We start from the raw sequence: 26,284 nt of genomic DNA on the forward strand, positions 1-26,284 counted from the left end.
CCAGCCTAGGGCCGCCGCTACACCGGGATGCGCGCCCCGATCCGCGTCGGACCGCCCGCCGGACTGTCCACCACGAACTCACCTCGGAGCCCGTGCACACGCTCGTCCAGTCCGGCGAGACCGTGCCCTGCGACCTTCGACGCTCCCCCGCTGCCGTTGTCGGTCAGCCACACGCTCAGCCAGGTCGCGCCGGTCGCCTGGTCGACCGTGCGGTCGAGGAACAGCCGCGCCTCCGTCGCCCCGGAGTACTTGGCGAGGTTGGCGGCGAGCTCGGCCGCCACGAAGTACACGCTGCGTTCCAGCTCGGGCGAGAACCGGATGCCGGGGTCCAGCGACGACTCCACCCGCAGCGGGATGGGGCTGCGCGCGGCGAGCGAGTCGATGGCGGCGGCCAGTCCCCTGTCTTGCAGGATGGGCGGCGCGAAACCGCGAGACAGCGCGCGCAGCTCCTCCAGGGTCTCGTGGGCCTGCTGGCCGGCCTCCGCGAGGATGGCACGTGCCGCATCCGGATCGTCGGCGAGTTTGCGCTCGGCCGACGCGATGTCCATCTGCAACCGGACGAGACGCTGCTGCGGGCCGTCGTGCAGGTCGCGTTCGAGGCGGCGGAGCGCCTGGTCCTCGGCGACGACGGCTGCGCCACGGGAGGCGGAGAGGTCGGCGACCTCGCGCTGCAGGGCTTCTGAGCGCCACGCCCCGAGCATCCCGTGTGCGATGACGCTGTGCAGCGAGGTGAGCCCGCGGGTGACGAACGGGAGGGTGACGGCGAAGATGATGCCGAGGATCAGGTTGAGGATCGCATCCCCTGCCCGAGGATCGAACGTCGAGTGGATGCCGAACGTCCAGTCGACGATCACGCGGGAGAGGTAGAACTCCTTGTCGCCCGACGGGATGAACCGCTCCCAGAACCATCCCGTCAGCCCGCCGAGCGCGAGGGAAGTCCAGGCGATCGTGAGCGTCCACGAGACGATGCTGACGATCGGGTTGATGATCAGCGTGTGCAACAGGTAGAGCCAGTAGTGGCCGTTGACGAACGGTCCGAACATCGTGCGCCAAAACGTCGTCGGCCGGTTCGGGTCCGTCCACTGCGGTTCGGTGATCGACGGACGGCCCGCCCAGCGCAGGCGGGTGATCTCCAGCGTCCCGAACGCCCGGACGACGTAGAACGTCGCGATCAGCACGAACAGCCCGACGTAGATCACGATGGTGCCGACGCCGGCCCAGAACATGGTCAGCCCCACCGACATGCCTGCGATGGCGATCGGCATGGTGAGCAGCAGGAAGCCGAGCTCGCGGGGCACGCCGCGCCACAGGGCGCCGTAGCCGCGCCGCGGTGCGGTCGATGCCGGTGCAGTGGATGCGGGTGGATGCTGCTCGGCGGTGCTCACAGCTCCCAGAGTGCCAGATGCCATCGGTTGGTCGGTGCTCACGGTGTTCTCCTGTCGGGGTGGCGGGGATGACTCCAGCCTCCCGAACCCGGCATGACATGACTATCGGGTGGCCAACCGAAGGCGTCCGGGGGTTATCCCACCCTTACTAAGCGGAGGCTCAGCTTCGTTGCGGAATTCACACGGACGCGTAGCGTTGTCACCAGTCAGTAGAAAGGACGCCAACCCATGACGGACATCGCCGCAACCCAGAGTGTTTCGAACCCCGACGTCGCCGCCGGAGTCGCCCAGTTCCTGAGCCCCGTGGTCATCGACCTCACCGCCCTCGTCGTCAACGGCAAGCAGGCGCACTGGCACGTGCGCGGCGCCAACTTCATCGGCGTCCACGAACTGCTCGACACGATCGTCGCCCACGCGCAGGAGTGGGCGGACACCGCCGCGGAGCGCATCGTCGCCCTCGGCCTCCCCGTCGACGCACGCCTCTCCACGGTCGCCGCCAAGACCAGTGCGAAAGACCTCACCGCAGGCTTCCGCCAGTCCGACGACACCATCGTCGAGATCATCGGCCAGATCGACGCGGCGCTCGCGAACGTGAACACCGCGGTCAAGGAGCTCGACGAGCTCGACCAGACCAGCCAGGACATCGCGATCGAGATCGCCCGCGGCCTCGACAAAGACCGCTGGTTCCTGTTCGCGCACATCAGCAAGTAGCGCGCACCGAACCACGAACGGCCCTGGATCGCCCAACGATCCGGGGCCGTTCCTTATGTCTGGGCGGCGAGCGTGTCGTGTGTGAAGCGCCCGGCGAGCAGCGTCCCCGCCACGGGCATCCTGCGCAGGTCGGCGGCACGGCAGGTGAACGGGTCGGCGTCGAGCACGGCGAGGTCGGCGGGCTCCCCCACCCGGATGCTCGACCTGTTGGACGCGCGCAACGCGGCATCCCTGGACAGCGCCTGCTCCGGATGCCACGGCTCCCGGCCGTCGCGCGACCGCGTGACGGCCGCCGCCAGCGCGATCCACGGGTCGAGCGGCGCGACGGGCGCGTCGGAGCCGAAGACGATGTGCGCGCCCGACGCGTGCAGGTCGGCGAGCGGGAAAGCCCGGTCGGTGCGCCCCGCCCAGAGCACGTCGGCGACGTCGCGGTCGTCCATCGCGTGCTCCGGCTGCACGCTCGCGGTCACCCCGAGGCAGGCGAACCGCGGGACGTCGGCGACGTCGATGAGCTGCGCGTGCTCGATCCGTCCACCGCAACCGACCGTCTCGAACGCGTCGAGCGCCAGGGTGTTCGCGCGGTCGCCGATGGCGTGGACGGCCGGTTCGAGGCCGTGGGAGGCGGCCAGCCGCATCCACGTGGCCAGTTCGGCGGTGCTGAGGTTGGCGACGCCGTGGCCGCCGTCCGGATACGCGCCGGTGCAGAGGGCCGTGCGGGTATTGAGCGATCCGTCGGTGATCACCTTGGCCGGGCCAACGGTGAGCAGGCCGCCGGTTCCGTCGATCACCGCGCCGGTGCGGAGTCCGGCGGCGATGGCACGGTCGAGGTCGTCCGGGTATGTGCCGGTCGCCACCCGGAGGGAGGCTGCTCCCCCGCCCATCCTGCGTTGCCACACCTCCACGTTCCAGCCGTATTCGAGGTCGACGATGCCGACAACGCCGCGAGCGGCCGCGGCGGACGCCGCCTCGGCCGCCCACCGGTCGAGGGTGGCGTCGTCGGCCGCGGAGAGCAGGCTGGTCACCGCGAAGCTGGCGTCCTCGCGCAGGACCGCGGTGGCAGGATCGCCCGCGGTGGTCGGCGCGAAGCGGCGGGCGGCGGCGGTGCTCAGCCAGGAGCAGTGCAGGTCGCCGGCGATGAGGACGACGGCACGGCCGTCAGCGGCGTCGTCGATCAGCGCTCGGGTGGGCAGGTCCGGCCAGAGCGCGTCGTGAAAGCCGAAACCGACGAGCGGTTCCTCGGCCGAGGAGCCGGCGCCATGGGCAGAACCCGTGGCGCCGGCGGCGCGCTCGGCCGTGACCCGCTCGCGCACCAGGTCGGCCGCCTCCGCCGCTGAACGCGCACGAGACAGGTCGAGGCGCCGGGTGGTCTGCGCCCACTGCGTGAAGTGCACGTGCTCGTCCCAGAGTCCTGGCACGAGCCACCGGCCGTCGAGCTCGACGTGACGGGGAGCAGAACCGCCACGCGCCTCCACGCTCCCCACGGGGCCGATGGCCGCAATAACCCCGTCGCGCAGCAGCACGTCGTGCTCGTCGTCGACACCCGGGATGCGCGCCCCCGTCAGGAGCAGCGTCACCGTGCCGCGCGCATCCGGTCGTGTACCCGCCGCATCTCGGCGGCCAGGTCGGCGCTGGCGTACACGCCGTCGCCGTCGAGTTCGCCGATGATCCTGTCGACGATCTCGGCCGGCTTGTTCTGGCTGAGCTTGCTCTTGGCGACGATCTTCGTGGGCGTCAGGCGCATCCCGACTGTTCCCGACTGGATGCGCTGGGCGTACGCGGCGTCGTGCGGGGAGCCTTCCATGCGGCGCGGCTCCGGCATCCGGTCTTCGAAGTGGTCGACGAGACGGCCGAGCACGGCGAAGTTCTCCTCGGCGCTCAGGATCTCCGGCACGCCGCTCAGATGCGCGGCGGTGAAGTTCCAGGTGGGGACGGCGGGGTTCGCGTCGTACCAGCCGGGCGAGATGTAGCCGTGCGGTCCCTGGATGACCACGAGAAGTTCGTGCTGCCCCAGCTCGTGCAGCAGGTCGTCCGGGCGGCCGACGTGGGTAAGGATCGAGAGCGCCTCGCGGGTCTCGTCGACGATGACAGGGTAGTGCGACGCGACCAGACCCTCCGCCGTGTTGCTGACGATGGTCGCCCAGGGGTTCAGGCGGATCAGCCGCTTGATCTCCTCCACGTCGGCGAGGGCGAAGCTGGGGTTCTGTCTCATCGCTGCACTCCTGTCAGGCCTGATCTTTCGGGCACCAGTACAGTTTGCGCCCGCCGAGCAGCTCCATCACGATGTTCGTTCCGCAGACCCGGCACGGCAGGCCCTCGCGCTTGTAGACCCAGTGCCGGTCGTCGCGGCTCGCCATCGCCTTCGCGAACGACTCCGGATCGAGGTCGTCCATCGTCATCATCTGACCGGTCTCCACCCCGATCTTCAGCAGCGTGGCCCAGTCGCGCCAGAGTGCGCGCGCGGTGTCCTCCGGCAGTTGCTTGCCCGGCGTGTGCGGGTTGAGCCTGGCGCGGAACAGCAGTTCGGCGCGGTAGACGTTCCCGATGCCGGCGACCACGTTCTGGTCCATCAGCAGCAGGGCGATGGAGGTCTGCTTCTTGCGGACCGCCGTGACGAACCGGTCTTCGGCCGCCTGATCGTTCTGCAGGAGCGGGTCCGGCCCGAGTTTGGCGATCACCGCATCCACCTGGGCGGGGTCGAGGACCTCGCACGCGGTCGGACCGCGCAGGTCGGCGACGGCGGTGTCGCTGAGGAGGCGTACGCGGACCTGTCCGATCGGCTCGGGCGGGAATGTGGTGATCTCGTCCTCCACCTTCTCGGACTCCGCCATGCGCAGCCGGGTGCGACGCGGCGCGCCGATGCTGTGCAGTGAGTTCTCGCCCGCGCTGTCGAGCACGGCATCGCCGTCGACCACCGTTCCGCGCTGGTTGGTCTGCCCCATCCGTCCATTGGCCGCGGCGATGGTCGGGTCGATGCTGATCTCCCCCGCGAAGTCCCACGCGCCATAGATGCCCAGGTGGATGCGCAGCCAGAGCCCGTTGTCGAATTCCAGGAACATCTGTTTGCCGACGGCGCGGGAGTCCGTCATCACGTGCCCGTCGATGCGGGACGCCCCTTCGGCGAAGCGCCCCTGCGGCGAGGACACGGCGATGCGGTGCCCGACGAAGTTGCTCGCGAACTGCCGCGCGATGCGGTGGACGGAGTGGCCCTCGGGCATCAGCGATCCACGCTCTTTCCCGCGATGTCTCCCGTCGCCTCGAACTCGGCGAGCTGAGCGATGCGGCGGACGTGCCTCTCTTCCAGCGAGAACGGCTCGGCGATGAAGACGTCGATGAAGCGCGTCGCCTCCTCGACCGTGTGCTGGCGGGCGCCGATGGAGATGACGTTGGCGTCGTTGTGCTGACGGGCCAGCTGCGCGGTGCTCTCGTTCCAGACCAGCGCCGCACGCGCGCCGAGCACCTTGTTGGCGGCGATCTGCTCGCCGTTGCCCGATCCGCCGAAGACGACGCCGAGCGCATCCACCCCCGCCTGCTGGTCGGCGACGACGGCCTTCGCCGCATTGATGCAGAACGCGGGGTAGTCGTCGATCGGGTCGTAGCTCTTCGGGCCGTGGTCGACGACGTCGTGACCGGCCGCGGCGAGGTGCTGCTGAAGGTGGGTGCTGAAGTCCAGACCGGCGTGGTCGGTGGCGATGTGGATGCGCATGGACCCAGTTTAGGGACGGCGACCGACACGGCAGGACCGGGAGCATCCGATGCGTCTAGGGTTGTCCATTGGACACAATCCGTCGTCGAATCTTCAAGGAGCCAGCGTTGCCAGGAGAAAACCTCACCCGCGTCGAAGCCCAGGAGCGTGCATCGCTCGTCAGCACCAGCAGCTATGACGTCGTCCTCGATCTGACCACCGGTCCGGAGACGTTCCGCAGCACCACCACCGTGCGCTTCGCCGCCACGGAGGGCGCGTCGACGTTCATCGACGCGATCACCCGCACCGTGCACTCGGTCACCCTGAACGGCGTCGAGCTCGACCCGGCCCAGGTGAGCGACGGCGTGCGCATCCAGCTGGACGGTCTCAAAGCAGAGAACGAGCTGACGGTCGTCGCGGACGCGATCTACACCAACACCGGCGAGGGCCTGCACCGCTTCGTCGACCCGGTCGACGGCGAGGTGTACCTGTACAGCCAGTTCGAGGTGCCGGACTCGCGGCGCATGTTCGCGGTGTTCGAGCAGCCCGACCTCAAGGCCGAGTTCACCTTCACGGTCACCGCCCCAGCGCACTGGGCCGTCGTGAGCAACTCCCCCACCCCGGAGCCGACCGACGCCGCAGACGGCGCCAAGACCTGGGCGTTCCCGGCCACCAGCCGCATCTCCTCATACATCACGGCGCTCATCGCCGGTCCGTATGCGTCGGTGCACAGTGAGCTGACCAGCCGCGACGGCCGCACCATCCCGCTCGGCGTCTACGCGCGCAAGTCGCTGGCCGAGTACCTGGATGCGGACTACATCTTCGAAAAAACCCGCCAGGGCTTCGCGTTCTACGAGGAGAAGTTCGACTACGCGTACCCGTTCGAGAAGTACGACCAGCTGTTCGTGCCGGAGTTCAACGCCGGAGCGATGGAGAACGCCGGGGCGATCACCTTCACCGAGACGTACGTCTTCCGCTCCAAGGTCACCGACGCCATCAAGGAGCGTCGCGTCGTCACGATCCTGCACGAGCTCGCGCACATGTGGTTCGGCGACCTGGTGACGATGAAGTGGTGGAACGACCTCTGGCTGAACGAGTCGTTCGCCGAGTACGCATCCACCCTCGCCACGGCCGAGGCCACCGAGTGGCACGAGGCGTGGACCACCTTCGCCGCGATGGAGAAGAGCTGGGCGTACAAGCAGGACCAGCTGCCGTCCACGCACCCGATCGTCGCGACGATCAACGATCTGGAAGACGTACAGGTCAACTTCGACGGCATCACGTACGCCAAGGGCGCCTCGGTGCTCAAGCAGCTCGTGGCGTGGGTCGGCCAGGACGACTTCCTCGCCGGCGTCGCCCAGTACTTCAAGAAGCACGAGCACTCCAACACCGAGCTGCGCGACCTGCTGGTCGAGCTGGAGGCCACCAGCGGCCGCGACCTCACCGACTGGTCGGAGAAGTGGCTGGAGACCGCGGGCGTCAACACGCTCCGCCCGGAGCTCGAGGTGGATGCGGACGGCACGATCACGTCGTTCGCCGTGCTGCAGACGGCCGCGGCCGACTACCCGACCATCCGCCCGCACCGCCTCGCCATCGGGTTCTACAACCTGGTCGACGGCCGCCTGGTGCGCGACCACCGCATCGAGCTCGACGTCGACGGTGAGCGCACAGACGTCGCCGAGCTGGTCGGGCTCACCCGCCCGGCTCTGGTGCTGCTGAACGACGACGACCTCGCATACGCGAAGATCCGCCTCGACGAGCAGTCGCTGCAGGTCGCCATCGAGCACCTCTCTTCCATCGAGAACCCGCTGGCCCGCTCGCTGGTCTGGGGCGCAGCCTGGGATGCGACCAGGGATGCGGAGACCCCGGCGAGCGACTACGTGCGCCTCGTCCTCGGCAACATCGCGCCGGAGACCGAGTCGACCACCATCCGCACGACGCTCAGCCAGCTGCTGCTCGCCGCCGGATCGTACGTCGCACCTGAGCGCCAGCAGGCCGCCGTCGAGGAGGTCGCCTCCACCCTGTGGACGCTGGCCGGTCAGGCGGCGGCAGGCAGCGACGCGCAGTTCCAGTTCGTCAAGTTCTTCGCGGCGGCTGCGTCCACCGACGAGCAGCTCGCGAACGTCGCGGCACTGCGCGACGGAACCGTCACACTGCCGGGCCTCGAGGTCGACACCGACCTGGCCTGGGAGCTGCTCATCGCCCTCGCAGCGGGCGGCAAGGCAGGCAAGCCGGAGATCGACGCGGCCCTCGCGGCGGACAACACCGCGAACGGCGCGCAGTTCGCCGCCCAGGCCGCAGCGAGCATCCCGAGCCAGGAGGGCAAGCAGGCCGCCTGGGACTCTGTGTTCGCGCAAGACACCCTGCCGAACACGATCGTCCGGTACACCGGCCTCGGGTTCCAGCGCGCGGCGGACAAGGACGTGCTCGCCACGTTCGTGAAGCCGTACTTCGACGCGCTGCAGGGCGTGTGGGAGTCGCGCAGCTACAAGATCGCGGAGTACCTGGTGGCTGGGATGTACCCGGCGCCGCTCGCGAACGTGGAGCTGCGCGACGCGACCCGAGCGTGGCTGTCGGCGAACGCCGAGCCCGCCGCGCTGCGTCGCCTCGTCGTCGAGAACCTCGCGGCCGTCGAGCGTGCCCTGGCCGCGCAGGAGCGTGACGCGAGCTAGCCCCGCTGGTCCCGCATCGAGTGGTCCCGAATTGCCGCGTGCATCCTGTGCGCACGGCAATTCGGGACCACTCGTTTTGTGGGGCGCAGACGCCTCGTACTGCAGTACGACGGGGGCGGGATGCGGGACAGGACCACGCGGCGATGTTGCGAACGCCCTGCGTTCAATAGGGTTCTAGCATGATCGAACTTCAGCGCCTCACGAAGACGTACGGTCCCAAGACCGCCGTCAACGACATTTCGGCGACCATCCAACCGGGCAAGGTCACCGGTTTCCTCGGCCCGAACGGTGCGGGCAAGTCCACCACCATGCGCATGATCATGGGACTCGACCGGCCGACGCACGGCACGGCCCTCGTCAACGGCAAGCGCTACGTCGAGCACAAGTCACCGCTCACCGAGGTGGGCGCGCTGCTCGACGCGAAGGCGGTGCACACCGGCCGGAGCGCATACAACCACCTGCTCGCCATGGCGGCGACCCACGGCATCCCGAAGTCCAGGGTGCACGAGGTCATCGGCCTCGCCGGACTCGAAGCGGTCGCCGGCAAGCGCGTCGGCGGCTTCTCGCTCGGCATGGGACAGCGGCTCGGGATCGCGGCGGCCATGCTCGGCGACCCGGCCACCCTCATCCTGGACGAGCCGGTCAACGGACTCGACCCGGAGGGCGTGCTCTGGGTGCGCCAGTTCGCCAGGCATCTCGCGTCGGAAGGCAGGACGGTGTTCCTGTCGTCGCACCTGATGAGCGAGATGGCACAGACCGCCGACCACATCATCGTGCTCGGCCGGGGACGCATCCTCGCCGACGCCCCCGTCGCCGACATCCTCGCCGGGGCAACCCGCAACGCCGTGCGCGTCCGCACCCCGCAGGCCGAGCAGCTCGCCCGCGCCATCGCGGGAGCCGACGTGACGATCACCGGGATCGAGGCCAGCCTGCTGGAGGTCTCCGGCCTCACCAGCGCGCAGGTCGGAGAGGCGGCGTCGCAGTACGGCGTCGTCCTCCACGAGCTCACCCCCCTCAACGCCTCGCTCGAAGAGGCCTATCTCGAACTGACACAGGACGAGGTCGAATACCGCACGGAGGTCTCCCGATGAGCACCGCAACAGCAACCGTCACTGTCCACCACAGCTCACTCGGGCACCTGAACTTCGCCCGCGTCATCCGGTCGGAGTGGATCAAGCTCCGCTCGCTGCGCTCCACGTTCTGGACGTACGCGATCGTCGTCGTCCTGGGTCTCGGGTTCACCGCGCTGGTCGCGTTCTCGATCCCGGACACCATCGCATCCCGGATCCCTGCCGCACAGCACTCCGCTTTCGTGGTCAACACCGCGTCGTTCGGCGTGAACTTCGGGCAGCTGGCCGTCGCCGTGCTCGGAGTGCTCGCCATCAGCGGCGAGTACTCGACGGGCATGATCCGCTCCTCGTTCGCCGCCGTGCCGAAGCGCCTGCCGGTGCTCGCCGCCAAGGCGATCGTGCTCTTCCTCACGTCTTTCGTGGTCGGCATCGTCACCTCGGCCGCCTCCTGGGCGATCGCAGCACCCGTGCTGTCCGGCAAGGGCTTCAGCGCCGACTTCGGCTCCCCCGACACACTGTGGGCGATTCTCGGCGCCGGCACCTACCTCGGCCTGGTCGCCGTGTTCGCCCTCGGACTCGGCACGATCCTGCGTGCAGGAGCCGGCGGCATCGCCGCGGCCCTCGGCGTGCTCTTCCTGCTTCCGATCATCGTCAACCTCGTGCACTCGCTCACCAACATCGACTGGATCGGCAAGGCGAGCAACTACCTCATCAGCGCGGGAGGAAGCGGCATGGCCGGGTCGGACAACGGCGGCTTCGAGCCCTGGGCGAACGTGCTCATCGTGCTGGCGTGGACCGTCGTCTCGGTGGTCATCGGCGCGATCGTCCTCAAGCGCCGCGACGCGTAGCGCAGCGAACACCCCCGCATGACCGACGAACAGCTCACCCCCGGCCGGACCACACCGGCCGGGGGTGATCTGCAGCTTCCACGCCCTCCGGGAGCCATCCGGCGCACGATGGCCGCGCATCCAGTGGTCGTCGACGCCGTCGTCGCGGGAACCTACCTCCTTCCCACCCTCTTCGCCGGCGTGGTGGGGATGGTTCTGCATCCCACCTGGCAGCTCGGCGTGCAGCTCGGGCTCGCCGCCGTCGCCGGCGCTGCGCTCTTCCTGCGCAGGCACAACCCGGTGGCAGTCTTCGCCATCGGCGTGATCGTCATGGCGATCAGCGTCTTCCTCGGCCACGACGTGGATGCGGTCCCCGCGATCTACGCGCTGTACGCCCTCGCGGTCTACCAGTCGGCACGCGCCGCCTGGATCGGGCTCGGCGTGCTCACTGCCGTCGCCGTCGCCACTCTCGGTCTCTCCGTGGTGGTCACCAAGTCCCCCATCTTCTCGCCACTGGAGACGGCCGTCGTCCCGTCTGCGGTGACGGTCTTCTCGTTCGCGCTGCTGTTCGTGCTCGTCGGCACCAACATCGGCAACCGGCGGCGCTACCTCGTCGCCCTCATCGACAGGGCGCAGCAACTCGCCAGGGAGCGCGACCAGCAGGCGGTGATCGCGGCGACCGCCGAGCGCAACAGGATCGCCAGGGAGATGCACGACATCGTCTCGCACAGCCTCACCGTGATGATCACGCTCGCGGACGGCTCTGCTGGGCTCGCAGACACCTCGCCGGAGCGCTCCGCCGAAGCGATGCGGATGGTCGCGGAGACCGGGCGCGGCGCGCTCGGCGACATGCGCCGCCTGCTCGGCGTTCTGCGGCCGGTGGACGGCGACGGCGACGAGCGCGCGCCGCAGCCGGGCGTCGGCGAGCTGAGCGAGCTGGTCGAACGTTTCCGCGCCGCCGGGCTTCCGGTGCGCGTCACCGTCGACGGCCTCCCTCCGACGGACGTCGGGCAGCAGCTGACCATCTTCCGTGTGGTGCAGGAGGCGCTGACGAACGCCCTCCGATATGCGGCCCTCGCCTCGACGGTGGAGGTGCGCATCCGGTTCAGGCCGGACACCATCGAGATCACCGTCGACGACGATGCGGCTGTGCACGGCACGCAGGGACAGGGCTCCGGGCGCGGGCTGCTCGGGCTGAGCGAGCGAGTCGCACTCTACGGAGGCCGCCTGGAGGCCGGACCGAGGCCGGGCGGAGGGTGGCGGCTGCGCGCGGTGTTCGACACGATCCCCCCGGCGGGTGGGCGGACGACTTCCACCGACAGCACTCCCGCATCCGGTAGCACTCCCGCATCCGACAGCCCTCCCGCATCCGACAGCACCGCCGCATCCGACCCGACCACCGCATCCGACCCGACCACCGCATCCGACACCGAGGAGAACACTCCGTGACCGACGACAACCCGATCCGCGTCCTGCTGGTCGATGACCAGTCCCTCGTGCGTCTCGGCTTCCGCATGGTGCTCGACGCCGACAGCGGCCTGCACGTGGTCGGCGAGGCGGCGGACGGCCTGCAGGCCATCCGGCTCGCCGTCGAGACCAGGCCGGACGTCATCCTGATGGATGTGCGGATGCCGAACCTCGACGGCATCGAGGCGACCAGGCGCATCGTCGCGGCCAACCCGGAGGCGCGCATCATCATCCTCACCACGTTCGACCTCGACGAGTACGCCTTCGGCGGCCTGCGTGCAGGCGCGAGCGGCTTCCTACTGAAGGACGCGCGGCCAAGCGAGCTGACCGACGCGATCCGGGCGGTCGCGGCCGGAGACGCGGCGGTGTCCGGGCGGGTGACCAGGTCGATGCTCGAACTGTTCGCCGACCGGCTGCCCGCCGCATCCACGGGTGGGCAGAGCGGCGTCGACCCGACCGCGGCGCTGACCCCGCGCGAGCGCGAGATCCTGATGGCCATCGCGGACGGGCTCTCCAACGGCGAGATCGGCACGAAGTTCTTCCTCACCGAGTCGACGGTGAAGACCCATGTGGGGCGCGTCCTGGCGAAGCTGCAGCTGCGCGACAGGGTGCACGCGGTGATCTTCGCCTACGACAACGGGCTGATCGAGCGCTGAGACCGGCCTCCCGGTCCAGGAGGCGTGGAGGCACGGCTCTGTAGGCTTGCATTCCTATGGTGAAGATGAATTTCTGGACTGATTTCGGCGCCTGGGCCGTGGCGAGCGGATGGACGCTGCTCAACGTCGCCTCGATCATCGTCGGCGCGTTCGTGCTCAGCTGGATCCTGCGACTGGTCATCCGCCGCGTGGTCAGACAGATCGTCACAGGGGTCAAGAAGAACCAGAACGTAACGGACACGCAGGCGATCTCCGCGTCGCCGCTCGCGGCCGTTCGCGTCGTGCAACGGACCAGGACGCTCGGCTCCGTGCTCAGCAACATCGTCAACGTGACGATCGGGATCATCGCCATCGTCATGGTCATCGGGGTGCTCGTCCCGAACGCGCTGACCTCGTTCGCTCTGCTCTCCGCCGCGATCGGCGCCGGCCTCGGTTTCGGCGCCCAGAACATCGTCAAAGACGTCCTGAACGGCCTGTTCATGGTGATGGAGGATCAGCTCGGCGTCGGCGACGTCGTCGACCTCGGCCCCGCGACGGGCGTCGTGGAGGCGGTCGGCATCCGGATCACCCAGGTGCGCGACGTGAACGGGACACTCTGGTTCGTCCGCAACGGCGAGATCCTGCGCGTCGGCAACATGTCGCAGGGCTGGTCGCGCGTGATCATCGACCTGGCGGTGCCGTACGACGTGGATGTGGAAGCCGTCGAGGCGAAGATGCTGGAGACCGCGACGACCCTCGCCACAAGCCCGAAGTGGCGTTCGCGCGTGCTGGAGAAGCCGGAGCTGTGGGGGCTGGAGTCGATCTCCGCCGACGCCCTGGTCATCCGCATCGTCATCAAGACTCGGACGACAGCGAAAGACGACGTGTCCCGCGAACTCCGGGTGCGGCTCAAGGACGCGCTCGACGAAATGGACGTGAAGCTGCCGTCCCTGAACGCCATCGTGCTGAGCGGCTTCGACGGCGCCGGCAGCGTGACAGGGGCGCACCCTCCCCGCACCCGGCCGACCCCTGTGGTGGCCGATGCCGCCCCGCTGAAGGGCCGCAAGGCGCGCGCCGCCGCCAAGAAGCGCTCGGGCGTCGCCCCGGCCGACCCGCGGGCGCTGCGGATCGCGGGCGTGAAGACGGAGGCCGTCGTGAAGCCGGCGAGGCCCGCGACTGGGCAGACCGCGAAGCCTGCCCCCGGCCAGACAGCGAAGCCCACCACGGGCCAGACAGCGAAGCCGGCCACCGGCCAGACGACGAGGCCCACCACGGGCCAGACAGCGAAGCCGGCCACCGGACAGACCCCGAAAGCGTCCGGCACGACGCCACCGACCACCGGCGACGACGACGCCCCCAAGACCAAGCCACCGGCGGAGTGACATGACCATCCCCATTCAACCGACTCCCCCGCGCCCGACGGACGACCCGGGCGGGGAGACCGCCTCCACGTTCTACGAGCAGATCGGCGGCCGTGACACGTTCCGTCGCCTCGTGGACGCGTTCTACCGCGGCGTCGCCGACGACCCCGTTCTGAAGCCGATGTACCCGGAGGACGACCTTGGCCCGGCCGCCGAGCGCCTCACGATGTTCCTCGAACAGTACTGGGGCGGACCGGGCACGTACAGCGAGCAGCGCGGCCACCCCCGGCTCCGGATGCGGCACATGCCGTTCAAAGTCAACCCGGACGCCCGCGACCGCTGGCTCGCCCACATGCGCGTGGCCGTCACCGAGCTGGACCTGCCTCCGCTGGCCGAGGAGACCCTCTGGTCGTACCTGGAGCGCGCGGCGCACGCGATGGTCAACACGTTCGAGGACTGACCCCCGGAGAGTCTTCCGCCCCGCCTTCCGCCCTGACTTCCGCAGGGCGGCTGCGAACCGCGATACTGTCAGAGAAATCGCGTGCCGAAGGAGACACAGGATGACCCGAACCCCGCAGCAGCCGGATGCGATCATCGTCGGAGCCGGCCTCGCCGGGCTCGCCGCAGCGGGTGAACTCCTCGATGCCGGCAAGTCCGTGACCATCGTCGAACAGGAGCCGGCCGCCTCCCTCGGCGGTCAGGCGTGGTGGTCGTTCGGCGGCCTCTTCCTCATCGACTCGCCCGAACAGCGCAGGATGGGCGTGCACGACTCGCTCGCCCTCGCCCGGCAGGACTGGTACGGCAGTGCGGGCTTCGACAGGGACGAGGACCACTGGCCGCGCCGCTGGGCCGAGGCGTATCTGCAGTTCGCCGCCGGTGAGAAGCGCGCCTGGCTGCACGAGAAGGGCGTGCGGTTCTTCCCGATCGTCGGCTGGGCGGAGCGTGGAGGATACACCGCTGGCGGCCACGGCAACTCGGTCCCGCGGTTCCACATCACCTGGGGCACCGGACCCGGCGTCGTCGCGCCGTTCGCCTCTCGCCTCGCCGACGGCGTGGCGACGGGGCTCGCGACCGTGCTGCACCGGCATCGCGTCGACGAGCTGATCCTCGAAGACGGCCGGGTCACCGGCGTGCGCGGCGCGGTGCTCGCGGAGGACACCGCCGTGCGCGGCGCCCCGAGCAACCGCGACCAGGTCGGCGACTTCGAGCTGCGCGGCGGCTCCGTCATCGTCACCAGCGGCGGCATCGGCGGCAACCACGACCTCGTGCGTGCAGCCTGGCCGGAACGCCTCGGAACACCGCCGGAGCACATGCTCTCCGGCGTCCCAGCGCACGTCGACGGCCGGATGCTCGGAATCGCGGAAAAGGCGGGCGCGCACCTCATCAACGGCGACAGGATGTGGCACTACACCGAGGGCATCCAGAACTGGGATCCGGTGTGGGCCCAGCACGGCATCCGCATCCTGCCCGGACCATCGTCGCTGTGGCTGGACGCGGGAGGCGACCGGCTGCCCGTGCCGCTGTTCCCCGGTTTCGACACCCTCGGGACGCTCGAACACCTCCGCAAAGTGGGCTCGGACTACAGCTGGTTCGTGCTCACCCAGAAAATCATCGAGAAGGAGTTCGCGCTCTCCGGCAGCGAACAGAACCCCGACCTCACCGGCAAGGATCTGAGGCTGCTCGCCAAGCGCGTCTCCCCAGGCGCGCCGGGCCCGGTCGAGGCGTTCAAGGAGAAGGGGGCCGACTTCGTCGTCGCAGACACGATCGACGAACTGCTGGCCGGGATGCAGAAGCTCGCCGACGTTCCCCTCGACGTCGAACTGGTCGCCAAGCACATCCGGGAGCGGGACCGCGAACTCGACAACGACTTCGGCAAAGACCTGCAGCTCACGGCCATCAGGGGCGCGCGGGAGTACCGCGGAGACAAGCTCATCCGCGTCGCAGCCCCGCACAAGCTGCTCGACCCGAAGGCCGGGCCGCTGATCGCGGTGAAGCTGCACATCCTGACCAGGAAGAGCCTCGGCGGCATCGAGACCGACCTGGATGCGCGCGTCCTCGGCACGGACGGCTCCCCCATCCCCGGGCTCTATGCGGCGGGCGAGGCGAGCGGTTTCGGCGGCGGAGGCGTGCACGGCTATCGCGCCTTGGAGGGTACGTTCCTCGGCGGCTGCCTGTTCAGCGGCCGCCAGGCTGGCAGGGCGGCGGCAGCGGCGGTGTAGCGGCAGCCGCAGCCCGGCCGTGCAGGCTCAGGCGCGCAGGCTCAGGCGCGCAGGCTCAGGCGCGCAGGCTCGACCGCCCAGGCTTAGGCGCGCAGGCTCCACGCCTGACGGCGCACCAGCGTGTGCCCGCGCTTGGTCGTGAGGCGCGTCCACGGACCGGTCTCCAGGATGGTCACCGCTTCGCCGTCCGCCAGGAACCCGAGGCTCTCCGCCGCGAACGCCGCACCGGCAGGCACGTAGTCGAGCGTGTCGATCGGCCTCCCCCACACTTCCGCGCGCACCCTCTGCACGAGCTGCTCGCCCGTGCCGCTCGGGATGGCCTCCGCCACCTCGGCGATGCCCTCCTTCGCCGTGCGCTCCAGCAGCTCAACGCTGGTCTCGCCGACGGGACGCCAGCCGCCGCGCGGCGGGGAGATGCCCGCCCACGTCACGGTCGACACCTCCAGCGGCATCCGGATCTCGACGGGACCGACGCCCTCGGCGGGCGTGATCGCCTCCGCTATGCGGGCCAGCCGGTCGAGCAACGACCGGATCGGCACCACGGCGTCGAAGTCCGGACCCTGCACGATCGCGAACGTGCGCAGGCCGAGTACGGTCGGGGTCTGGTCGAGGAGCCCGCGCGGATAGAGGATCGCCGAATAGACGGCGAGCACCCCCGATCCACCGATCAGGCGTACCGACCCTTCCTCGACACGGGCCGCTCTGGAGAGGTAAGTCTGCAGGTCGGCGACGGCGAGGGAATCCACAAGAGAAAATGACTGGCTCATCTGCTGTCTAAACTACCAACAGAGAACTCAATGGAGGCACTGTGACCGAGCCCCTGGCATCCCTTCTGACCGCGCTCGATCTGACCGACACCGGAGCGAGGACCAACGAAGACATCTTCACCGGCCCGTCCCAGTGGATGCCGCTCGGGCGCGTCTTCGGCGGCCAGGTGCTCGCGCAGTCGATCGTCGCCGCATCCCGGACCGTCGCGGACGACCGCGCCATCCACTCGATGCACGGCTACTTCCTGCGGCCAGGAGACGTGAATCTGCCGATCACGTTCTCCGTCGACCGCATCCACGACGGCCGGTCGTTCTCAACCAGGCGCACTCAGGCCTACCAGGGCGGGCAGCCCATCCTGTCGATGATCGCGTCGTTCCAGGACGAGGACGAAGGGCTCGACCACCAGGTGGGGATGCCGGACGACCTCCCCGACCCGGACACGCTCCCGAACTCGGCGGACGCACTTGAAGACGTCGAGCATCCGGTGGCCCAGTACTGGGCGAGCAAGCGACCGTTCGACATCCGGCACATCACCTCGCCGATCTACCTGAAGGTGGAGGGTGAGCACGTCGCGCACCAGGCGGTGTGGTTCCGGTCGATCGGCTCGCTCCCGGACGACCCGGACCTGCACCGCGCGGCCCTCGCATACGCGAGCGACTACACGATCATGGAGTCGGTGATGCGCCGGCACGGCGTCGCCTGGGCGACGCCCGGGCTCAAGGCGGCGAGCCTCGACCACGCGATGTGGTGGCACCGTCCGGCCCGCGTGGACGAGTGGCTGCTGTACGTACAGGAGTCGCCGAGCGCCAGCGGAGGGCGCGGTCTCGCGCTCGGCCGCATCTACAGCCGCGACGGACGGCTCATCGCGAGCGTCGCGCAGGAGGCGATGGTGCGGGTTCCGGGGCTGTAGCGCGCTGCGGGCGCGTCGGACGCGTCGGACGCGTCGGACGCGTCGGACGCGCCGGACGCGCCATCCTGCGACGGCCGCGTCAGCCGAACGTGCTCTGAGGAGCACCGTCCCGTCGGTCGCCGACCGGATGTCGATGGAGGCGATGTCGGCCTTGTCCACGCTCGTCGTCCCCGTCGGCGTCACCGTGCTTCCGGCCTCGGCGTTCCAGGTGGCCACCTGGGTCTGCTTGCCGTTCCGGTCGGTGACGACCATCGCGTACGCCCAGGTCTTGTCCGCCGATCCTGCGACCTCCGCGTAGCTGCAGCTCGACTCGATCCTGGTGCCCCACGGCTCGGTGACGAGGGTCACGTCGGCGGACAGAGCGCTCGGCTCCACCTGCGACATCGTCACACTCGTCCCTGCCACGACGGCGTGCGGGGCGACGGCGGCCGGGATGGCGATCACGGCGACGGCCACGATCGCGGCGGCAGCCAACAGGGCGCCCGCCGTCCACCAGCGGGTGCGCGTGCGACGGCGGCGGGCCGCGCTCAGCAGTGCAGGGAGCACATCCGGGGCCGCCTCCGTGGTGCCGTCCGGACGTGCGGACGCTTCCGGAGCGTCGTCGAGCAGCGCGAACGCGTCGTCGGCGGGCACCAGCCGCAACAGGCCTGGCAGACCGGCCAGTTCTGTCACCGCACCGGTGCAGACCGGGCAGGTGCGCAGATGCTCCTCGTACGCCCGGCGGTCGGCGGGCGACAACGCGCCGAGCACGTATGCGCCGTCCCAGGTGGCGAACTCCTCATGGTTCGTCATCGCTCCGTCACTCCCCTCTCCTGCAGGGCGAGTCGCAGCGCTCGCAGACCATAGTGGATGCGCGACTTGACCGTCCCCTCCGGAACGTCGAGTTCGCGCGAGATCTCCGCGATCGACCGCCCGCCGTAATACGCGTGGACGATCACCGCCCGGTGCTCGACGGAGAGCTCGGCCAACGCATCCGACACCAGCCACGCATCCAGGACGGCGTCGGACTCGCTCTCCCCCGCCCCCGGACGCTCGGGGAGCACATCAGTGCCGAACTCGTGGAGGTTGCGGGCGCTGCGCTTGTCGTCGATGACCAGATGCCGGGCGACGGTGAACAGCCACGCCCGCGCCGAGGATTGCGACTGGTCGAGCACGGCGGGCCGCTTCCACGCACGCAGCAGCGTCTCCTGCACGATGTCGTCGGCCATCGCCCTGTCGCCGGTGAGGTGCACGACGTATCGCCAGACCGCCTGGGCGTGCTGGTCGTGCAGCTCGCGCAGCAACCGCGCATCCTCGTTCGGCATGGACACCTCCATCACAGACACGGGACAGGCTGCGAAAAGGTTCATCGGGCACACTGCCCGATGAACCACATGCACAGGCGGTTCGTGCATACCGTAAGAGAAAGCTACGCCGACCGGGAGGAACCCCGTATGAACGACGCGACACCGCTCACCCGCCGCACCCTTGTATCGATCGGCAGTGCGACCGCTGTCGGCGCCGGGGCACTGTTCCTGACGGCATGCACGGCCGACGGCACGGGCGGATCGGGCGGTGGTTCTGGTTCCGACCCGGTGACGATGCCGCTCTCGTCTATCCCGGTGGGCGGCGCGGTGTCGGCCAAGCTGGGTTCGACGCCGATCGTGGTGTCGCAGCCGACCGCGGGCAAGGTGGTCGCGTTCAGCGCGGTCTGCACCCACCAGGGATGCACGGTCGCCCCGCAGAATTCGGAGTTCGACTGCCCCTGCCACGGGTCACGGTTCAACGGCACGACGGGCGCGGTGCTTCAGGGGCCGGCGAACGCGCCGCTCACGCAGCTGAAGGCCACTGTCTCCGGCGACACGGTCAGTGTGACGCAGTAGTCGATGGGGCGCCCCGGCGCTTCGGCGCCCAGTCAGCCTCGCTTGGTGAACTGCACCGGCTCGTCGAGGTACGGCTCCCACGCCGCGCGCTCGCGCTCGTTGATGCGGCGGGGACGCTGGCTGGCCGCATCCACCAGCACGATGGTCGTCGCCGCCCGCGAGAACAGGATCTCCGGTTCGGTGCCGACCGGCGACCGCACCTCGTAGCAGACCTCCAGGCTCGCGCCGCCGAGCCGACCGAGCCAGAGCTGCACGTCGAGCGGCTGCCGCAGATACGGGATGGGCGCGAGGTATTCGATCTCCTGCCGGGCGATCAGCGTGAGCGTGTCGGCACCCGGTCGTCCGTCGAGGACGGCGGTCGAGCCTCCGACCGCCTCCTCGGCGTCGTCCGTGATCCAGAACGCCTCGATGCGCGCCTCTTCGAGGAGGCGCAGCATCTCGGCGTTGTTGACGTGCCCGTACGCGTCCAGATCGCTCCACCGGAGTTTGATCGGAACGTGCAGTCGCATCGCAGGCCGCCCTTTCGTTCTAGTCGCGCGTGAGCTTGCGGTACGCGGAACGGTGCGGCTTCGCGGCATCCGGGCCGAGACGCTGCACCTTGTTCTCCTCGTACGCCTCGAAGTTGCCCTCGAACCAGTACCAGTTCGCGGGATCCTCCTCTGTGCCTTCATAGGCGAGGATGTGCGTGGCGATCCTGTCGAGGAACCACCGGTCGTGGGTGATGACCACGGCACAGCCGGGGAACTCGAGGAGCGCGTTCTCCAGGCTCGACAGGGTCTCGACGTCGAGGTCGTTGGTCGGCTCGTCGAGGAGCAGCAGGTTGCCGCCCTGCTTGAGCGTCAGCGCCAGGTTGAGCCTGTTGCGCTCACCACCGGACAGCACGCCGGCCTTCTTCTGCTGGTCCGGCCCCTTGAACCCGAAGGTCGACACATACGCACGCGACGGCACCTCGGTTTTGCCGACCTGGATGTAGTCGAGCCCGTCGGACACGACCTCCCAGAGCGTCTTGTTCGGGTCGATGCCGCCACGCGACTGGTCGACGTAGGAGATCTGCACCGTCTCGCCGATCTTCAGGTCGCCGCCGTCGAGCGGCTCGAGCCCGACGATGGTCTTGAACAGCGTCGTCTTTCCGACACCGTTCGGGCCGATGACGCCGACGATGCCGTTGCGCGGAAGCGTGAAGGTGAGTCCGTCGATGAGCTGACGGTCGCCGAACCCCTTCTGCAGATTCTTCGCGTCGATGACGACCTGCCCGAGTCGCGGTCCCGGCGGAATCTGGATGTCCTCGAAGTCGAGCTTCTTGGTGCGCTCGGCCTCGGCCGCCATCTCCTCGTATCGTGCGAGACGGGCCTTGGACTTGGCCTGTCGGCCCTTGGCGTTACTGCGGACCCAGTCGAGCTCCTCGGAGAGACGCTTGGCGAGCTTCGCGTCCTTCTTGCCTGCGACCTCGAGACGTTCGCGCTTCTTCTCCAGGTAGGTGGAGTAGTTGCCTTCGTACGGGTAGAGGTGACCGCGGTCGACCTCGGCGATCCACTCGGCGACGTGGTCGAGGAAGTATCGGTCGTGGGTGACGGCGAGGACGGCACCGTGGTACTTCGCCAGGTGCTGCTCCAGCCAAAGCACACTCTCGGCGTCCAGGTGGTTGGTGGGCTCGTCGAGCAGCAGGAGGTCCGGCTTCTGCAGCAGCAGCTTGCAGAGCGCGACACGGCGCTTCTCACCACCGGAGAGCGTGTTCACCGGCCAGTCGCCCGGCGGGCAGCGGAGGGCATCCATCGCCTGCTCCAGCTGGGAGTCGAGATCCCACGCGTCGGCGGCGTCGATGTGCTCCTGCAGGGTGCCCATCTCGGCGAGCAGCGTGTCGAAGTCGGCATCGGGGTCGGCCAGCAGGCCGGAGATCTCGTTGAAGCGGTCGACCTTGCCCTTGATCTCGCCGACGCCCTCCTGGACGTTCTCGAGAACGGTCTTGCTCTCGTCGAGCACGGGCTCCTGCATCAGGATGCCGACCGAGTATCCGGGGGTGAGCTTCGCTTCGCCGTTGCTCGGGGTGTCGAGCCCGGCCATGATCTTGAGAATGGTCGACTTACCGGCGCCGTTCGGTCCGACGACACCGATCTTCGCCCCGGGCAGGAACGCCATCGTGACGTCGTCCAGAATCAGTTTGTCGCCGACCGCCTTGCGGGCGCGCACCATCGAGTAAATGTATTCGGCCATGTCAACGAGTCTAATCGGCGCGGGAACGGAGCCTGTCACATCCCTGACCGTTCGACGCCGAGGACGAGTCACCAGAAACGAAGAAGCGATCGCAGAGAGCTGCGCGCGACCTACCAGTCGATCGCCCTCGTCTGGCCGATGAGACAGCCGCCGGTGGCGAGTACCGGAGTGGTCATGCTGTTGTAGCCACCCGCGTCTGCTCCGTTCTGGCCGATCAGGCAGGTGTCGCCGAGCTTGACCGAGAACTGGATCGAGTTGGCCGCGAGGCCGATCGTGGTGGTGTCGACCGTGAGTTGCATCGCCGACTTGTCGAAGCCTGCTGCGACGAGAGCGTCGATGAAGTCGCGGCCCTTCGCCGAGGGGTTCGCCGCGAGCGTCGCCTTGTTGACCTGGTCGAAGAACGGGAGGTTCTGCTCGGCCGTGCCGCCAGGGATGAGTTCGGGCTTGGTCGGCGGCGCTGTGGTAGCGGTGGAGGTCGGGGAGGACACCGGCGTCGTGGTGGCCGGAGTCGGCGTCCCTCCGACGCATCCGGCCAGGGAACCGGCGACGAGCAGCACGCCGGACGCCGAGACAAGGAGGCGTGAGACGGCGGCTCGCCTGATCGCGCTGCGTCCGGCCGGGTGGGGACTGGTCAGGTGGGGCATGGCTCTCCGTCGCTCGACTCCGGCCCGGGCGGGCCCCTGCCGTGGCGGCAGCACTCACATCGTTATCTCTCATTCTAGGCAGCCGTCGCTGAGGAAACGTCGCCAATCGACACGTCGGAGGCGTCGGCGGCCGCCCCATCCGCTGGCCTGGTCGTCGCCGCTGCTCCGGCTCCCGGGCGTGCGACCGTGCGCGAGAACGACGCACAGCCCCAGGCGAGATCGTGTCCGATCGCGTCCGCCTCGATCTCGGCGGTCACCCCGGCTTCGCATCGCTCATCGTCCGAGGTCCATTCACACACGCGCAGACGACCGGACACCAGCAGCGGGTCTCCCCTGCCGACGCATCCGGCGACGTTCGAGGCGAGTTGGCGGTCGGCGGTGACCGTGAACCAGTTGGAGTGGGTTCGCCGCCAGGCGTCGGCGTCGGCGTCGTATTCCGTGCTCGTCGTGATGATCCGGAAGCTCGTGACGGAGAGGCCTTCCTCTGTGAGGATGTGGCGCGGATCCGTCGCGACGATTCCGCAGATCGTGATGTTGTCGTTCATAGTGCTCTCCTGGTGGGACTCGATGTGGCCGGGGTGAATCGAGTCTGCGAGGAGGGAATTCGTCACGGTTGACGGTCTCGGAATCTGTGGAAAAGGAGGCAGCGGAACGGCGCTGTGCAGGGGCCGACGATGACGTACGTGTGCATCAGTATCCCTTCGGTGGCGAAGGTCACCCCGTCTCCTACGATGAATGCATGGCTTATGAAGCAGCGGACGACCGCTACGAAACGATGACGTACAACCGCAGTGGACGCAGCGGCTTGAAACTCCCTGCACTGTCCCTCGGGCTCTGGCACAATTTCGGCGACGAGCGCGGCATCGAGACGCAGCGCGCGATCGTGCGACGCGCCTTCGACCTCGGCATCACCCACTTCGACCTCGCCAACAACTACGGACCGCCCGCCGGGTCGGCCGAGACCAATTTCGGTCGAATCTTCCGCGACGACCTGCGGCCATACCGCGATGAGATCGTCGTCTCGACCAAGGCCGGCTACTTCATGTGGAACGGCCCGTACGGCGAATGGGGCTCCCGCAAGTCCATGCTGTCGTCACTCGATCAGAGCCTCGGCCGCCTCGGACTCGACTACGTCGACATCTTCTACTCGCACCGGCCAGACCCGGAGACGCCGATCGAGGAGACGATGGGAGCACTCGCCACGGCCGTGAAGCAGGGCAAGGCGCTCTACGCCGGCATCTCCAACTACTCGCCGGAACAGACGCTCGCAGCGGCAGCGGCCCTCGCCGACCACGGTGTCCCCCTCCTCATCCACCAGCCGCGATACTCGATGTTCGACAGGCACATCGAAGACGGCCTGTTCCCCGTGCTCGACGAGGTCGGAGCGGGAAGCATCGTCTTCTCCCCGCTCGCCCAGGGGATGCTCACCGACCGCTACCTCGACGGCACCGTCCCCGCAGGCTCCCGCGCAGCGACCAGCCACTTCCTCTCGGAGAACCAGCTCAGCCCCGTGTATCTGGAACGCGCACGCGCGCTCAACGACATCGCAGCATCCAGGGGCCAGTCGCTCGCGCAGCTCGCCCTCAGCTGGGTGCTGCGGCAGCCGGGCGTCACGAGTGCGTTGATCGGCGCATCCAGTGTCGGCCAGCTGGAGCAGAACGTCGCGGCACTCGACGCCCTGCCGCTCACCGCCTCGGAGACCGAGCAGATCGAGCCGTTCGCCGTGCACGGCACGGAACACCTCGAAGAGGACTAGCCGCACGCACGGGTGTCGCGTTGGTCACGAGTCCGCGACACCCGGAGCGGCGTGCACCGGATGCGAGTCCGTCGAGGTTAACATCAGCGGCATGCAGTGGTGGAATGATTTCGTGGCTTGGCTCACTTCGTCCGACGCGCAGCCGGTGGTCTTCAACGCGGTGGTTCTCGCCGTCGCCGTGATCATTGCCGGTCTGCTGGGCGCCTGGATCGCGCGAAGCGCGGTCAAAGGGCTGCTCTCCCCGTACCGACCGTCAGCAAAAGGCGTCCGCCATCGCGGCACTCGTCGACGCCGCGACAGAGGCCTCGGTCTGGAACTCGCTCACCCCTGGCGAGCAGGTGCTCTCCGACCGCGCCGTCGGCCAAGCCGACATCATGGTCAGGCTGCTCCCCATCAAGAACTCCGGCATCGCCGCGAACTGGGCAGGACACCAGCTGGCGGAGATGAAACGAGCGTCGGCGACGTTCGGCTACCAGCTCGACCCGGCCATCGCGGAGTTCCGCGACCGCCTCATCGAGTGGCAGAACAAGCCGAGCCGGGCCCGCAAGATCTTCCAGGGCGACCTGGAACGCTGGCGCTTCGAGAACACCGACACCGACCGCACGCTGATCGCGCAACAGGATGCGTGGGTCGCCCAGCAGCACCACGAACAGTTCGTGCCGGCTCAGGCAGCCAACACCCCCGGCCAGCAGGCGCAGGTGGCCGCGCCCGCTCCTGTTCCGGCCGCCGCGTTCACCCGGGACGGCGACGTCACCTCCGACACCGCCCCCACTTCCAAACTCAACCAGCCCGTCTAGCGAGGCGGACGCCCACGAACGAGTGGACCCGAATTGCCGTCTGCGCAGAGCGCGCACGGCAATTCGGGACCATTCGTCGTTAGCGGGGCAGTCGCGGCGGGCGGACCAGGAGCGCCAGGCGCGTCAGCGGGAGTAATCGCCGCGCTGGTGCCACCACGCGTCGAACATGCTGGCCGGCATACGCCGTTTGTGCTCCGTGGCCAGGTACCGGGCCTCGATGGTCGACGCGACCTCGTCCGCCACGTCCTCGCCCTCGAGGAACGCGTCGATGTCGGCGTAGCCGAGGCCGAGGTTGTCCTCGTCGGTCTGGCCAGGGTTGTGGTCGAGGAGGTCGGCGGTCGGCGCCTTCGTGTAGAGGCGGGACGGCGCATCCAAGTGTTCGAGGAGCGCGCGGCCCTGCCGTTTGCTGAGGCCGGCGAGCGGAAGGAGGTCGGTGCCTCCATCGCCGTACTTGGTGTAGAAACCGGTCACCGCCTCCGCCGCATGGTCGGTCCCGACCACCAGCAGTCCGCGCTGGCCGGCGATGGCGTACTGCGCGACCATGCGGGCGCGCGCCTTCACGTTGCCCTTGTTGAAGTCGGACATGTCGTCGCCGATCGCATCCAGGTACTCGTCCTCGATGCCGTCGACGCCGCGCTGCACGTTGAAGGTGACCGTGCGCTGCGGCTGGATGAACGATAGAGCGAGCTGCGCGTCGTCCTCGTCGTGCTGCACCGCGTACGGGAGACGGACGGCGATGAACTCGGCGTCCACGCCGCGCTCGGCGAGACGCTCGACCGCGAGCTGACAGAGACGCCCGGCGAGCGACGAGTCCTGCCCGCCCGAGATGCCGAGCACGAACCCGGAGGCCCCGCTCGTGGTGAGGTATTCGACGAGGAACCCGACGCGCTTCTCCACCTCGGCGGCGGGGTCGATGGTGGGACTCACGTTCAGTTCGTCGATGATTCTGGCCTGAAGTTCACGCATGGCAAACACCATATCCCCGGCGCGTTTCCGCCGTGTGAACGACCGCTGGAGGTGCGCCTCCAGTAGCATCGGCGCATGGACCCCGCCGTCTCAAGCATTGTCCTCGTCCCGCTGCTGGCAGTGGTGGCATCACTGCTCGCAACCGCGGTCGGCCGGGTGGCGAAGATCCCGCTGGTCGTGTTCGAGATCCTGCTCGGCCTGCTGATCGGTCCGGCGATCCTCGGCTGGGTGCCGAAATCCGACGCGCTCGACTCGTTCGCGAACTTCGGGCTCGCCTTCCTGTTCTTCATGGCGGGGAACGAGATCGACTTCGCGTCGATCAAGGGACGGCCGCTGAAGCG

At 68.8% G+C, this 26,284-nt stretch carries 27 protein-coding genes and 1 pseudogene; 15 read left to right on the forward strand and 13 right to left on the reverse strand.

Annotation, left to right across the window (positions count from 1 at the left end):
• Window positions 1-17: 17 nt before the first annotated feature.
• Window positions 18-1,427 carry a sensor histidine kinase gene (locus AC37TH_RS14640; RefSeq protein ID WP_490765062.1) on the reverse strand — a complete coding sequence of 470 codons (1,410 nt, stop codon included), beginning with the start codon at window positions 1,425-1,427 and terminating at the stop codon, window positions 18-20.
• A 186-nt stretch (window positions 1,428-1,613) separates the two neighbouring features.
• On the opposite strand from AC37TH_RS14640, the gene AC37TH_RS14645 reads away from it, so the two are divergent.
• Complete coding sequence (locus AC37TH_RS14645) at window positions 1,614-2,096, forward strand: Dps family protein (protein WP_490765063.1); 483 nt, start codon at window positions 1,614-1,616, stop codon at window positions 2,094-2,096.
• 53 nt (window positions 2,097-2,149) lie between these two features.
• On the opposite strand, the gene AC37TH_RS14650 is transcribed toward AC37TH_RS14645, so the two are convergent.
• The 4 genes from AC37TH_RS14650 to AC37TH_RS14665 are packed head-to-tail and all read right to left on the reverse strand — an operon-like array spanning window position 2,150 to window position 5,799.
• Window positions 2,150-3,670, reverse strand: coding sequence for an amidohydrolase (locus AC37TH_RS14650; RefSeq protein WP_490765064.1), 1,521 nt, complete (start codon window positions 3,668-3,670; stop codon window positions 2,150-2,152).
• Window positions 3,667-4,305 carry an FMN-binding negative transcriptional regulator gene (locus AC37TH_RS14655; protein WP_490765065.1) on the reverse strand — a complete coding sequence of 213 codons (639 nt, stop codon included), beginning with the start codon at window positions 4,303-4,305 and terminating at the stop codon, window positions 3,667-3,669. Before AC37TH_RS14655 ends, AC37TH_RS14650 begins: the two co-directional genes overlap by 4 nt.
• A 13-nt stretch (window positions 4,306-4,318) precedes the next feature.
• A complete protein-coding gene (locus AC37TH_RS14660) occupies window positions 4,319-5,311 on the reverse strand; it encodes an Fpg/Nei family DNA glycosylase (RefSeq protein ID WP_490765066.1) in 993 nt (330 codons plus the stop codon).
• Window positions 5,311-5,799: a ribose-5-phosphate isomerase gene (locus tag AC37TH_RS14665; protein WP_490765067.1), complete on the reverse strand. Its 489-nt coding sequence runs from the start codon at window positions 5,797-5,799 to the stop codon at window positions 5,311-5,313. The genes AC37TH_RS14660 and AC37TH_RS14665 overlap by 1 nt, the downstream gene beginning before the upstream one ends.
• 107 nt (window positions 5,800-5,906) lie before the next feature.
• Between AC37TH_RS14665 and pepN the strand changes: the two genes are divergently transcribed.
• The 8 genes from pepN (at window position 5,907) to AC37TH_RS14705 (ending at window position 16,029) form a co-directional block, all read left to right on the forward strand.
• Window positions 5,907-8,450: an aminopeptidase N gene (gene pepN, locus AC37TH_RS14670; RefSeq protein ID WP_490765068.1), complete on the forward strand. Its 2,544-nt coding sequence runs from the start codon at window positions 5,907-5,909 to the stop codon at window positions 8,448-8,450.
• A gap of 179 nt (window positions 8,451-8,629) precedes the next feature.
• A complete protein-coding gene (locus AC37TH_RS14675) occupies window positions 8,630-9,541 on the forward strand; it encodes an ATP-binding cassette domain-containing protein (protein WP_490765069.1) in 912 nt (303 codons plus the stop codon).
• A complete protein-coding gene (locus tag AC37TH_RS14680; RefSeq protein ID WP_490765070.1) occupies window positions 9,538-10,368 on the forward strand; it encodes an ABC transporter permease in 831 nt (276 codons plus the stop codon). Before AC37TH_RS14675 ends, AC37TH_RS14680 begins: the two co-directional genes overlap by 4 nt.
• Window positions 10,369-10,386: 18 nt before the next feature.
• A complete protein-coding gene (locus AC37TH_RS14685; protein ID WP_490765071.1) occupies window positions 10,387-11,796 on the forward strand; it encodes a sensor histidine kinase in 1,410 nt (469 codons plus the stop codon).
• The gene (locus AC37TH_RS14690; protein WP_490765072.1) at window positions 11,793-12,470 is read left to right on the forward strand and encodes a response regulator; all 678 of its coding nucleotides are present in this window, start codon (window positions 11,793-11,795) and stop codon (window positions 12,468-12,470) included. The genes AC37TH_RS14685 and AC37TH_RS14690 overlap by 4 nt, the downstream gene beginning before the upstream one ends.
• 56 nt (window positions 12,471-12,526) lie before the next feature.
• A complete protein-coding gene (locus AC37TH_RS14695; RefSeq protein ID WP_490765073.1) occupies window positions 12,527-13,831 on the forward strand; it encodes a mechanosensitive ion channel family protein in 1,305 nt (434 codons plus the stop codon).
• Between the two features lies 1 nt (window position 13,832).
• Window positions 13,833-14,270, forward strand: coding sequence for a globin (locus AC37TH_RS14700; protein ID WP_490765074.1), 438 nt, complete (start codon window positions 13,833-13,835; stop codon window positions 14,268-14,270).
• A 100-nt stretch (window positions 14,271-14,370) separates the two neighbouring features.
• The gene (locus AC37TH_RS14705; protein WP_490765075.1) at window positions 14,371-16,029 is read left to right on the forward strand and encodes an FAD-binding dehydrogenase; all 1,659 of its coding nucleotides are present in this window, start codon (window positions 14,371-14,373) and stop codon (window positions 16,027-16,029) included.
• 83 nt (window positions 16,030-16,112) lie between these two features.
• Here AC37TH_RS14705 and AC37TH_RS14710 read toward each other — a convergent pair whose 3' ends face one another.
• On the reverse strand, window positions 16,113-16,796 hold the full coding sequence (locus AC37TH_RS14710; RefSeq protein WP_490765076.1) for a DUF8185 domain-containing protein: 684 nt from the start codon (window positions 16,794-16,796) through the stop codon (window positions 16,113-16,115).
• Window positions 16,797-16,837: 41 nt separating this feature from the next.
• Here AC37TH_RS14710 and AC37TH_RS14715 point away from each other — a divergent pair, with 41 nt between their 5' ends.
• Window positions 16,838-17,707: an acyl-CoA thioesterase gene (locus AC37TH_RS14715; RefSeq protein ID WP_490765077.1), complete on the forward strand. Its 870-nt coding sequence runs from the start codon at window positions 16,838-16,840 to the stop codon at window positions 17,705-17,707.
• A gap of 142 nt (window positions 17,708-17,849) precedes the next feature.
• On the forward strand, window positions 17,850-18,005 hold the full coding sequence (locus AC37TH_RS14720) for a hypothetical protein (RefSeq protein ID WP_490765078.1): 156 nt from the start codon (window positions 17,850-17,852) through the stop codon (window positions 18,003-18,005).
• A gap of 419 nt (window positions 18,006-18,424) precedes the next feature.
• Here the strand turns inward: AC37TH_RS14720 and AC37TH_RS14725 are convergent.
• Both AC37TH_RS14725 and AC37TH_RS14730 read right to left on the reverse strand, forming a co-directional pair.
• Window positions 18,425-18,499, reverse strand: a pseudogene (locus AC37TH_RS14725) (anti-sigma factor); the annotation flags it as partial.
• Window positions 18,496-19,011, reverse strand: coding sequence for a sigma-70 family RNA polymerase sigma factor (locus AC37TH_RS14730; RefSeq protein WP_490765079.1), 516 nt, complete (start codon window positions 19,009-19,011; stop codon window positions 18,496-18,498). The pseudogene AC37TH_RS14725 and the gene AC37TH_RS14730, both read right to left, overlap by 4 nt.
• A gap of 129 nt (window positions 19,012-19,140) precedes the next feature.
• Here AC37TH_RS14730 and AC37TH_RS14735 point away from each other — a divergent pair, with 129 nt between their 5' ends.
• Window positions 19,141-19,569 carry a Rieske (2Fe-2S) protein gene (locus tag AC37TH_RS14735; RefSeq protein WP_490765080.1) on the forward strand — a complete coding sequence of 143 codons (429 nt, stop codon included), beginning with the start codon at window positions 19,141-19,143 and terminating at the stop codon, window positions 19,567-19,569.
• A gap of 32 nt (window positions 19,570-19,601) precedes the next feature.
• Here the strand turns inward: AC37TH_RS14735 and AC37TH_RS14740 are convergent, their stop codons facing one another.
• The 4 genes from AC37TH_RS14740 to AC37TH_RS14755 form a co-directional block, all read right to left on the reverse strand.
• Window positions 19,602-20,078 carry an acyl-CoA thioesterase gene (locus AC37TH_RS14740; RefSeq protein WP_490765081.1) on the reverse strand — a complete coding sequence of 159 codons (477 nt, stop codon included), beginning with the start codon at window positions 20,076-20,078 and terminating at the stop codon, window positions 19,602-19,604.
• A 19-nt stretch (window positions 20,079-20,097) separates the two neighbouring features.
• Window positions 20,098-21,780 carry an energy-dependent translational throttle protein EttA gene (ettA, locus tag AC37TH_RS14745; RefSeq protein ID WP_490765082.1) on the reverse strand — a complete coding sequence of 561 codons (1,683 nt, stop codon included), beginning with the start codon at window positions 21,778-21,780 and terminating at the stop codon, window positions 20,098-20,100.
• 110 nt (window positions 21,781-21,890) lie between these two features.
• A complete protein-coding gene (locus AC37TH_RS14750) occupies window positions 21,891-22,424 on the reverse strand; it encodes a DUF6993 domain-containing protein (protein WP_490765083.1) in 534 nt (177 codons plus the stop codon).
• Between the two features lie 74 nt (window positions 22,425-22,498).
• Complete coding sequence (locus AC37TH_RS14755) at window positions 22,499-22,969, reverse strand: single-stranded DNA-binding protein (protein ID WP_490765084.1); 471 nt, start codon at window positions 22,967-22,969, stop codon at window positions 22,499-22,501.
• Window positions 22,970-23,163: 194 nt separating this feature from the next.
• Here AC37TH_RS14755 and AC37TH_RS14760 point away from each other — a divergent pair, with 194 nt between their 5' ends.
• Window positions 23,164-24,180, forward strand: coding sequence for an aldo/keto reductase (locus AC37TH_RS14760; protein WP_490765085.1), 1,017 nt, complete (start codon window positions 23,164-23,166; stop codon window positions 24,178-24,180).
• Window positions 24,181-24,365: 185 nt separating this feature from the next.
• On the forward strand, window positions 24,366-24,977 hold the full coding sequence (locus tag AC37TH_RS14765; protein WP_490765086.1) for a hypothetical protein: 612 nt from the start codon (window positions 24,366-24,368) through the stop codon (window positions 24,975-24,977).
• Between the two features lie 123 nt (window positions 24,978-25,100).
• On the opposite strand, the gene nadE is transcribed toward AC37TH_RS14765, so the two are convergent.
• The gene (nadE, locus tag AC37TH_RS14770) at window positions 25,101-25,943 is read right to left on the reverse strand and encodes an NAD(+) synthase (RefSeq protein ID WP_490765087.1); all 843 of its coding nucleotides are present in this window, start codon (window positions 25,941-25,943) and stop codon (window positions 25,101-25,103) included.
• 75 nt (window positions 25,944-26,018) lie between these two features.
• On the opposite strand from nadE, the gene AC37TH_RS14775 reads away from it, so the two are divergent.
• A partial coding sequence (locus AC37TH_RS14775; protein WP_490765088.1) for a cation:proton antiporter domain-containing protein occupies window positions 26,019-26,284 on the forward strand: 266 nt, incomplete at its 3' end.

This window comes from Leifsonia sp. McL0627 (assembly GCF_058244615.1).

Bases quoted from the DNA above. Each gene is read 5' to 3' on its own strand.
- AC37TH_RS14655 (WP_490765065.1), bottom strand. From the start codon at position 4,305: ATGAGACAGAACCCCAGCTTCGCCCTCGCCGACGTGGAGGAGATCAAG.
- AC37TH_RS14680 (WP_490765070.1), top strand. From the start codon at position 9,538: ATGAGCACCGCAACAGCAACCGTCACTGTCCACCACAGCTCACTCGGG.
- AC37TH_RS14665 (WP_490765067.1), bottom strand. From the start codon at position 5,799: ATGCGCATCCACATCGCCACCGACCACGCCGGTCTGGACTTCAGCACC.
- AC37TH_RS14720 (WP_490765078.1), top strand. From the start codon at position 17,850: ATGTCGGCCTTGTCCACGCTCGTCGTCCCCGTCGGCGTCACCGTGCTT.
- AC37TH_RS14660 (WP_490765066.1), bottom strand. From the start codon at position 5,311: ATGCCCGAGGGCCACTCCGTCCACCGCATCGCGCGGCAGTTCGCGAGC.
- AC37TH_RS14675 (WP_490765069.1), top strand. From the start codon at position 8,630: ATGATCGAACTTCAGCGCCTCACGAAGACGTACGGTCCCAAGACCGCC.
- AC37TH_RS14735 (WP_490765080.1), top strand. From the start codon at position 19,141: ATGAACGACGCGACACCGCTCACCCGCCGCACCCTTGTATCGATCGGC.
- AC37TH_RS14755 (WP_490765084.1), bottom strand. From the start codon at position 22,969: ATGAACGACAACATCACGATCTGCGGAATCGTCGCGACGGATCCGCGC.
- AC37TH_RS14695 (WP_490765073.1), top strand. From the start codon at position 12,527: ATGGTGAAGATGAATTTCTGGACTGATTTCGGCGCCTGGGCCGTGGCG.
- AC37TH_RS14760 (WP_490765085.1), top strand. From the start codon at position 23,164: ATGGCTTATGAAGCAGCGGACGACCGCTACGAAACGATGACGTACAAC.
- AC37TH_RS14710 (WP_490765076.1), bottom strand. From the start codon at position 16,796: ATGAGCCAGTCATTTTCTCTTGTGGATTCCCTCGCCGTCGCCGACCTG.
- AC37TH_RS14730 (WP_490765079.1), bottom strand. From the start codon at position 19,011: ATGCCGAACGAGGATGCGCGGTTGCTGCGCGAGCTGCACGACCAGCAC.
- AC37TH_RS14685 (WP_490765071.1), top strand. From the start codon at position 10,387: ATGACCGACGAACAGCTCACCCCCGGCCGGACCACACCGGCCGGGGGT.
- AC37TH_RS14750 (WP_490765083.1), bottom strand. From the start codon at position 22,424: ATGCCCCACCTGACCAGTCCCCACCCGGCCGGACGCAGCGCGATCAGG.
- nadE (WP_490765087.1), bottom strand. From the start codon at position 25,943: ATGCGTGAACTTCAGGCCAGAATCATCGACGAACTGAACGTGAGTCCC.
- AC37TH_RS14645 (WP_490765063.1), top strand. From the start codon at position 1,614: ATGACGGACATCGCCGCAACCCAGAGTGTTTCGAACCCCGACGTCGCC.
- ettA (WP_490765082.1), bottom strand. From the start codon at position 21,780: ATGGCCGAATACATTTACTCGATGGTGCGCGCCCGCAAGGCGGTCGGC.
- AC37TH_RS14740 (WP_490765081.1), bottom strand. From the start codon at position 20,078: ATGCGACTGCACGTTCCGATCAAACTCCGGTGGAGCGATCTGGACGCG.
- AC37TH_RS14700 (WP_490765074.1), top strand. From the start codon at position 13,833: ATGACCATCCCCATTCAACCGACTCCCCCGCGCCCGACGGACGACCCG.
- AC37TH_RS14705 (WP_490765075.1), top strand. From the start codon at position 14,371: ATGACCCGAACCCCGCAGCAGCCGGATGCGATCATCGTCGGAGCCGGC.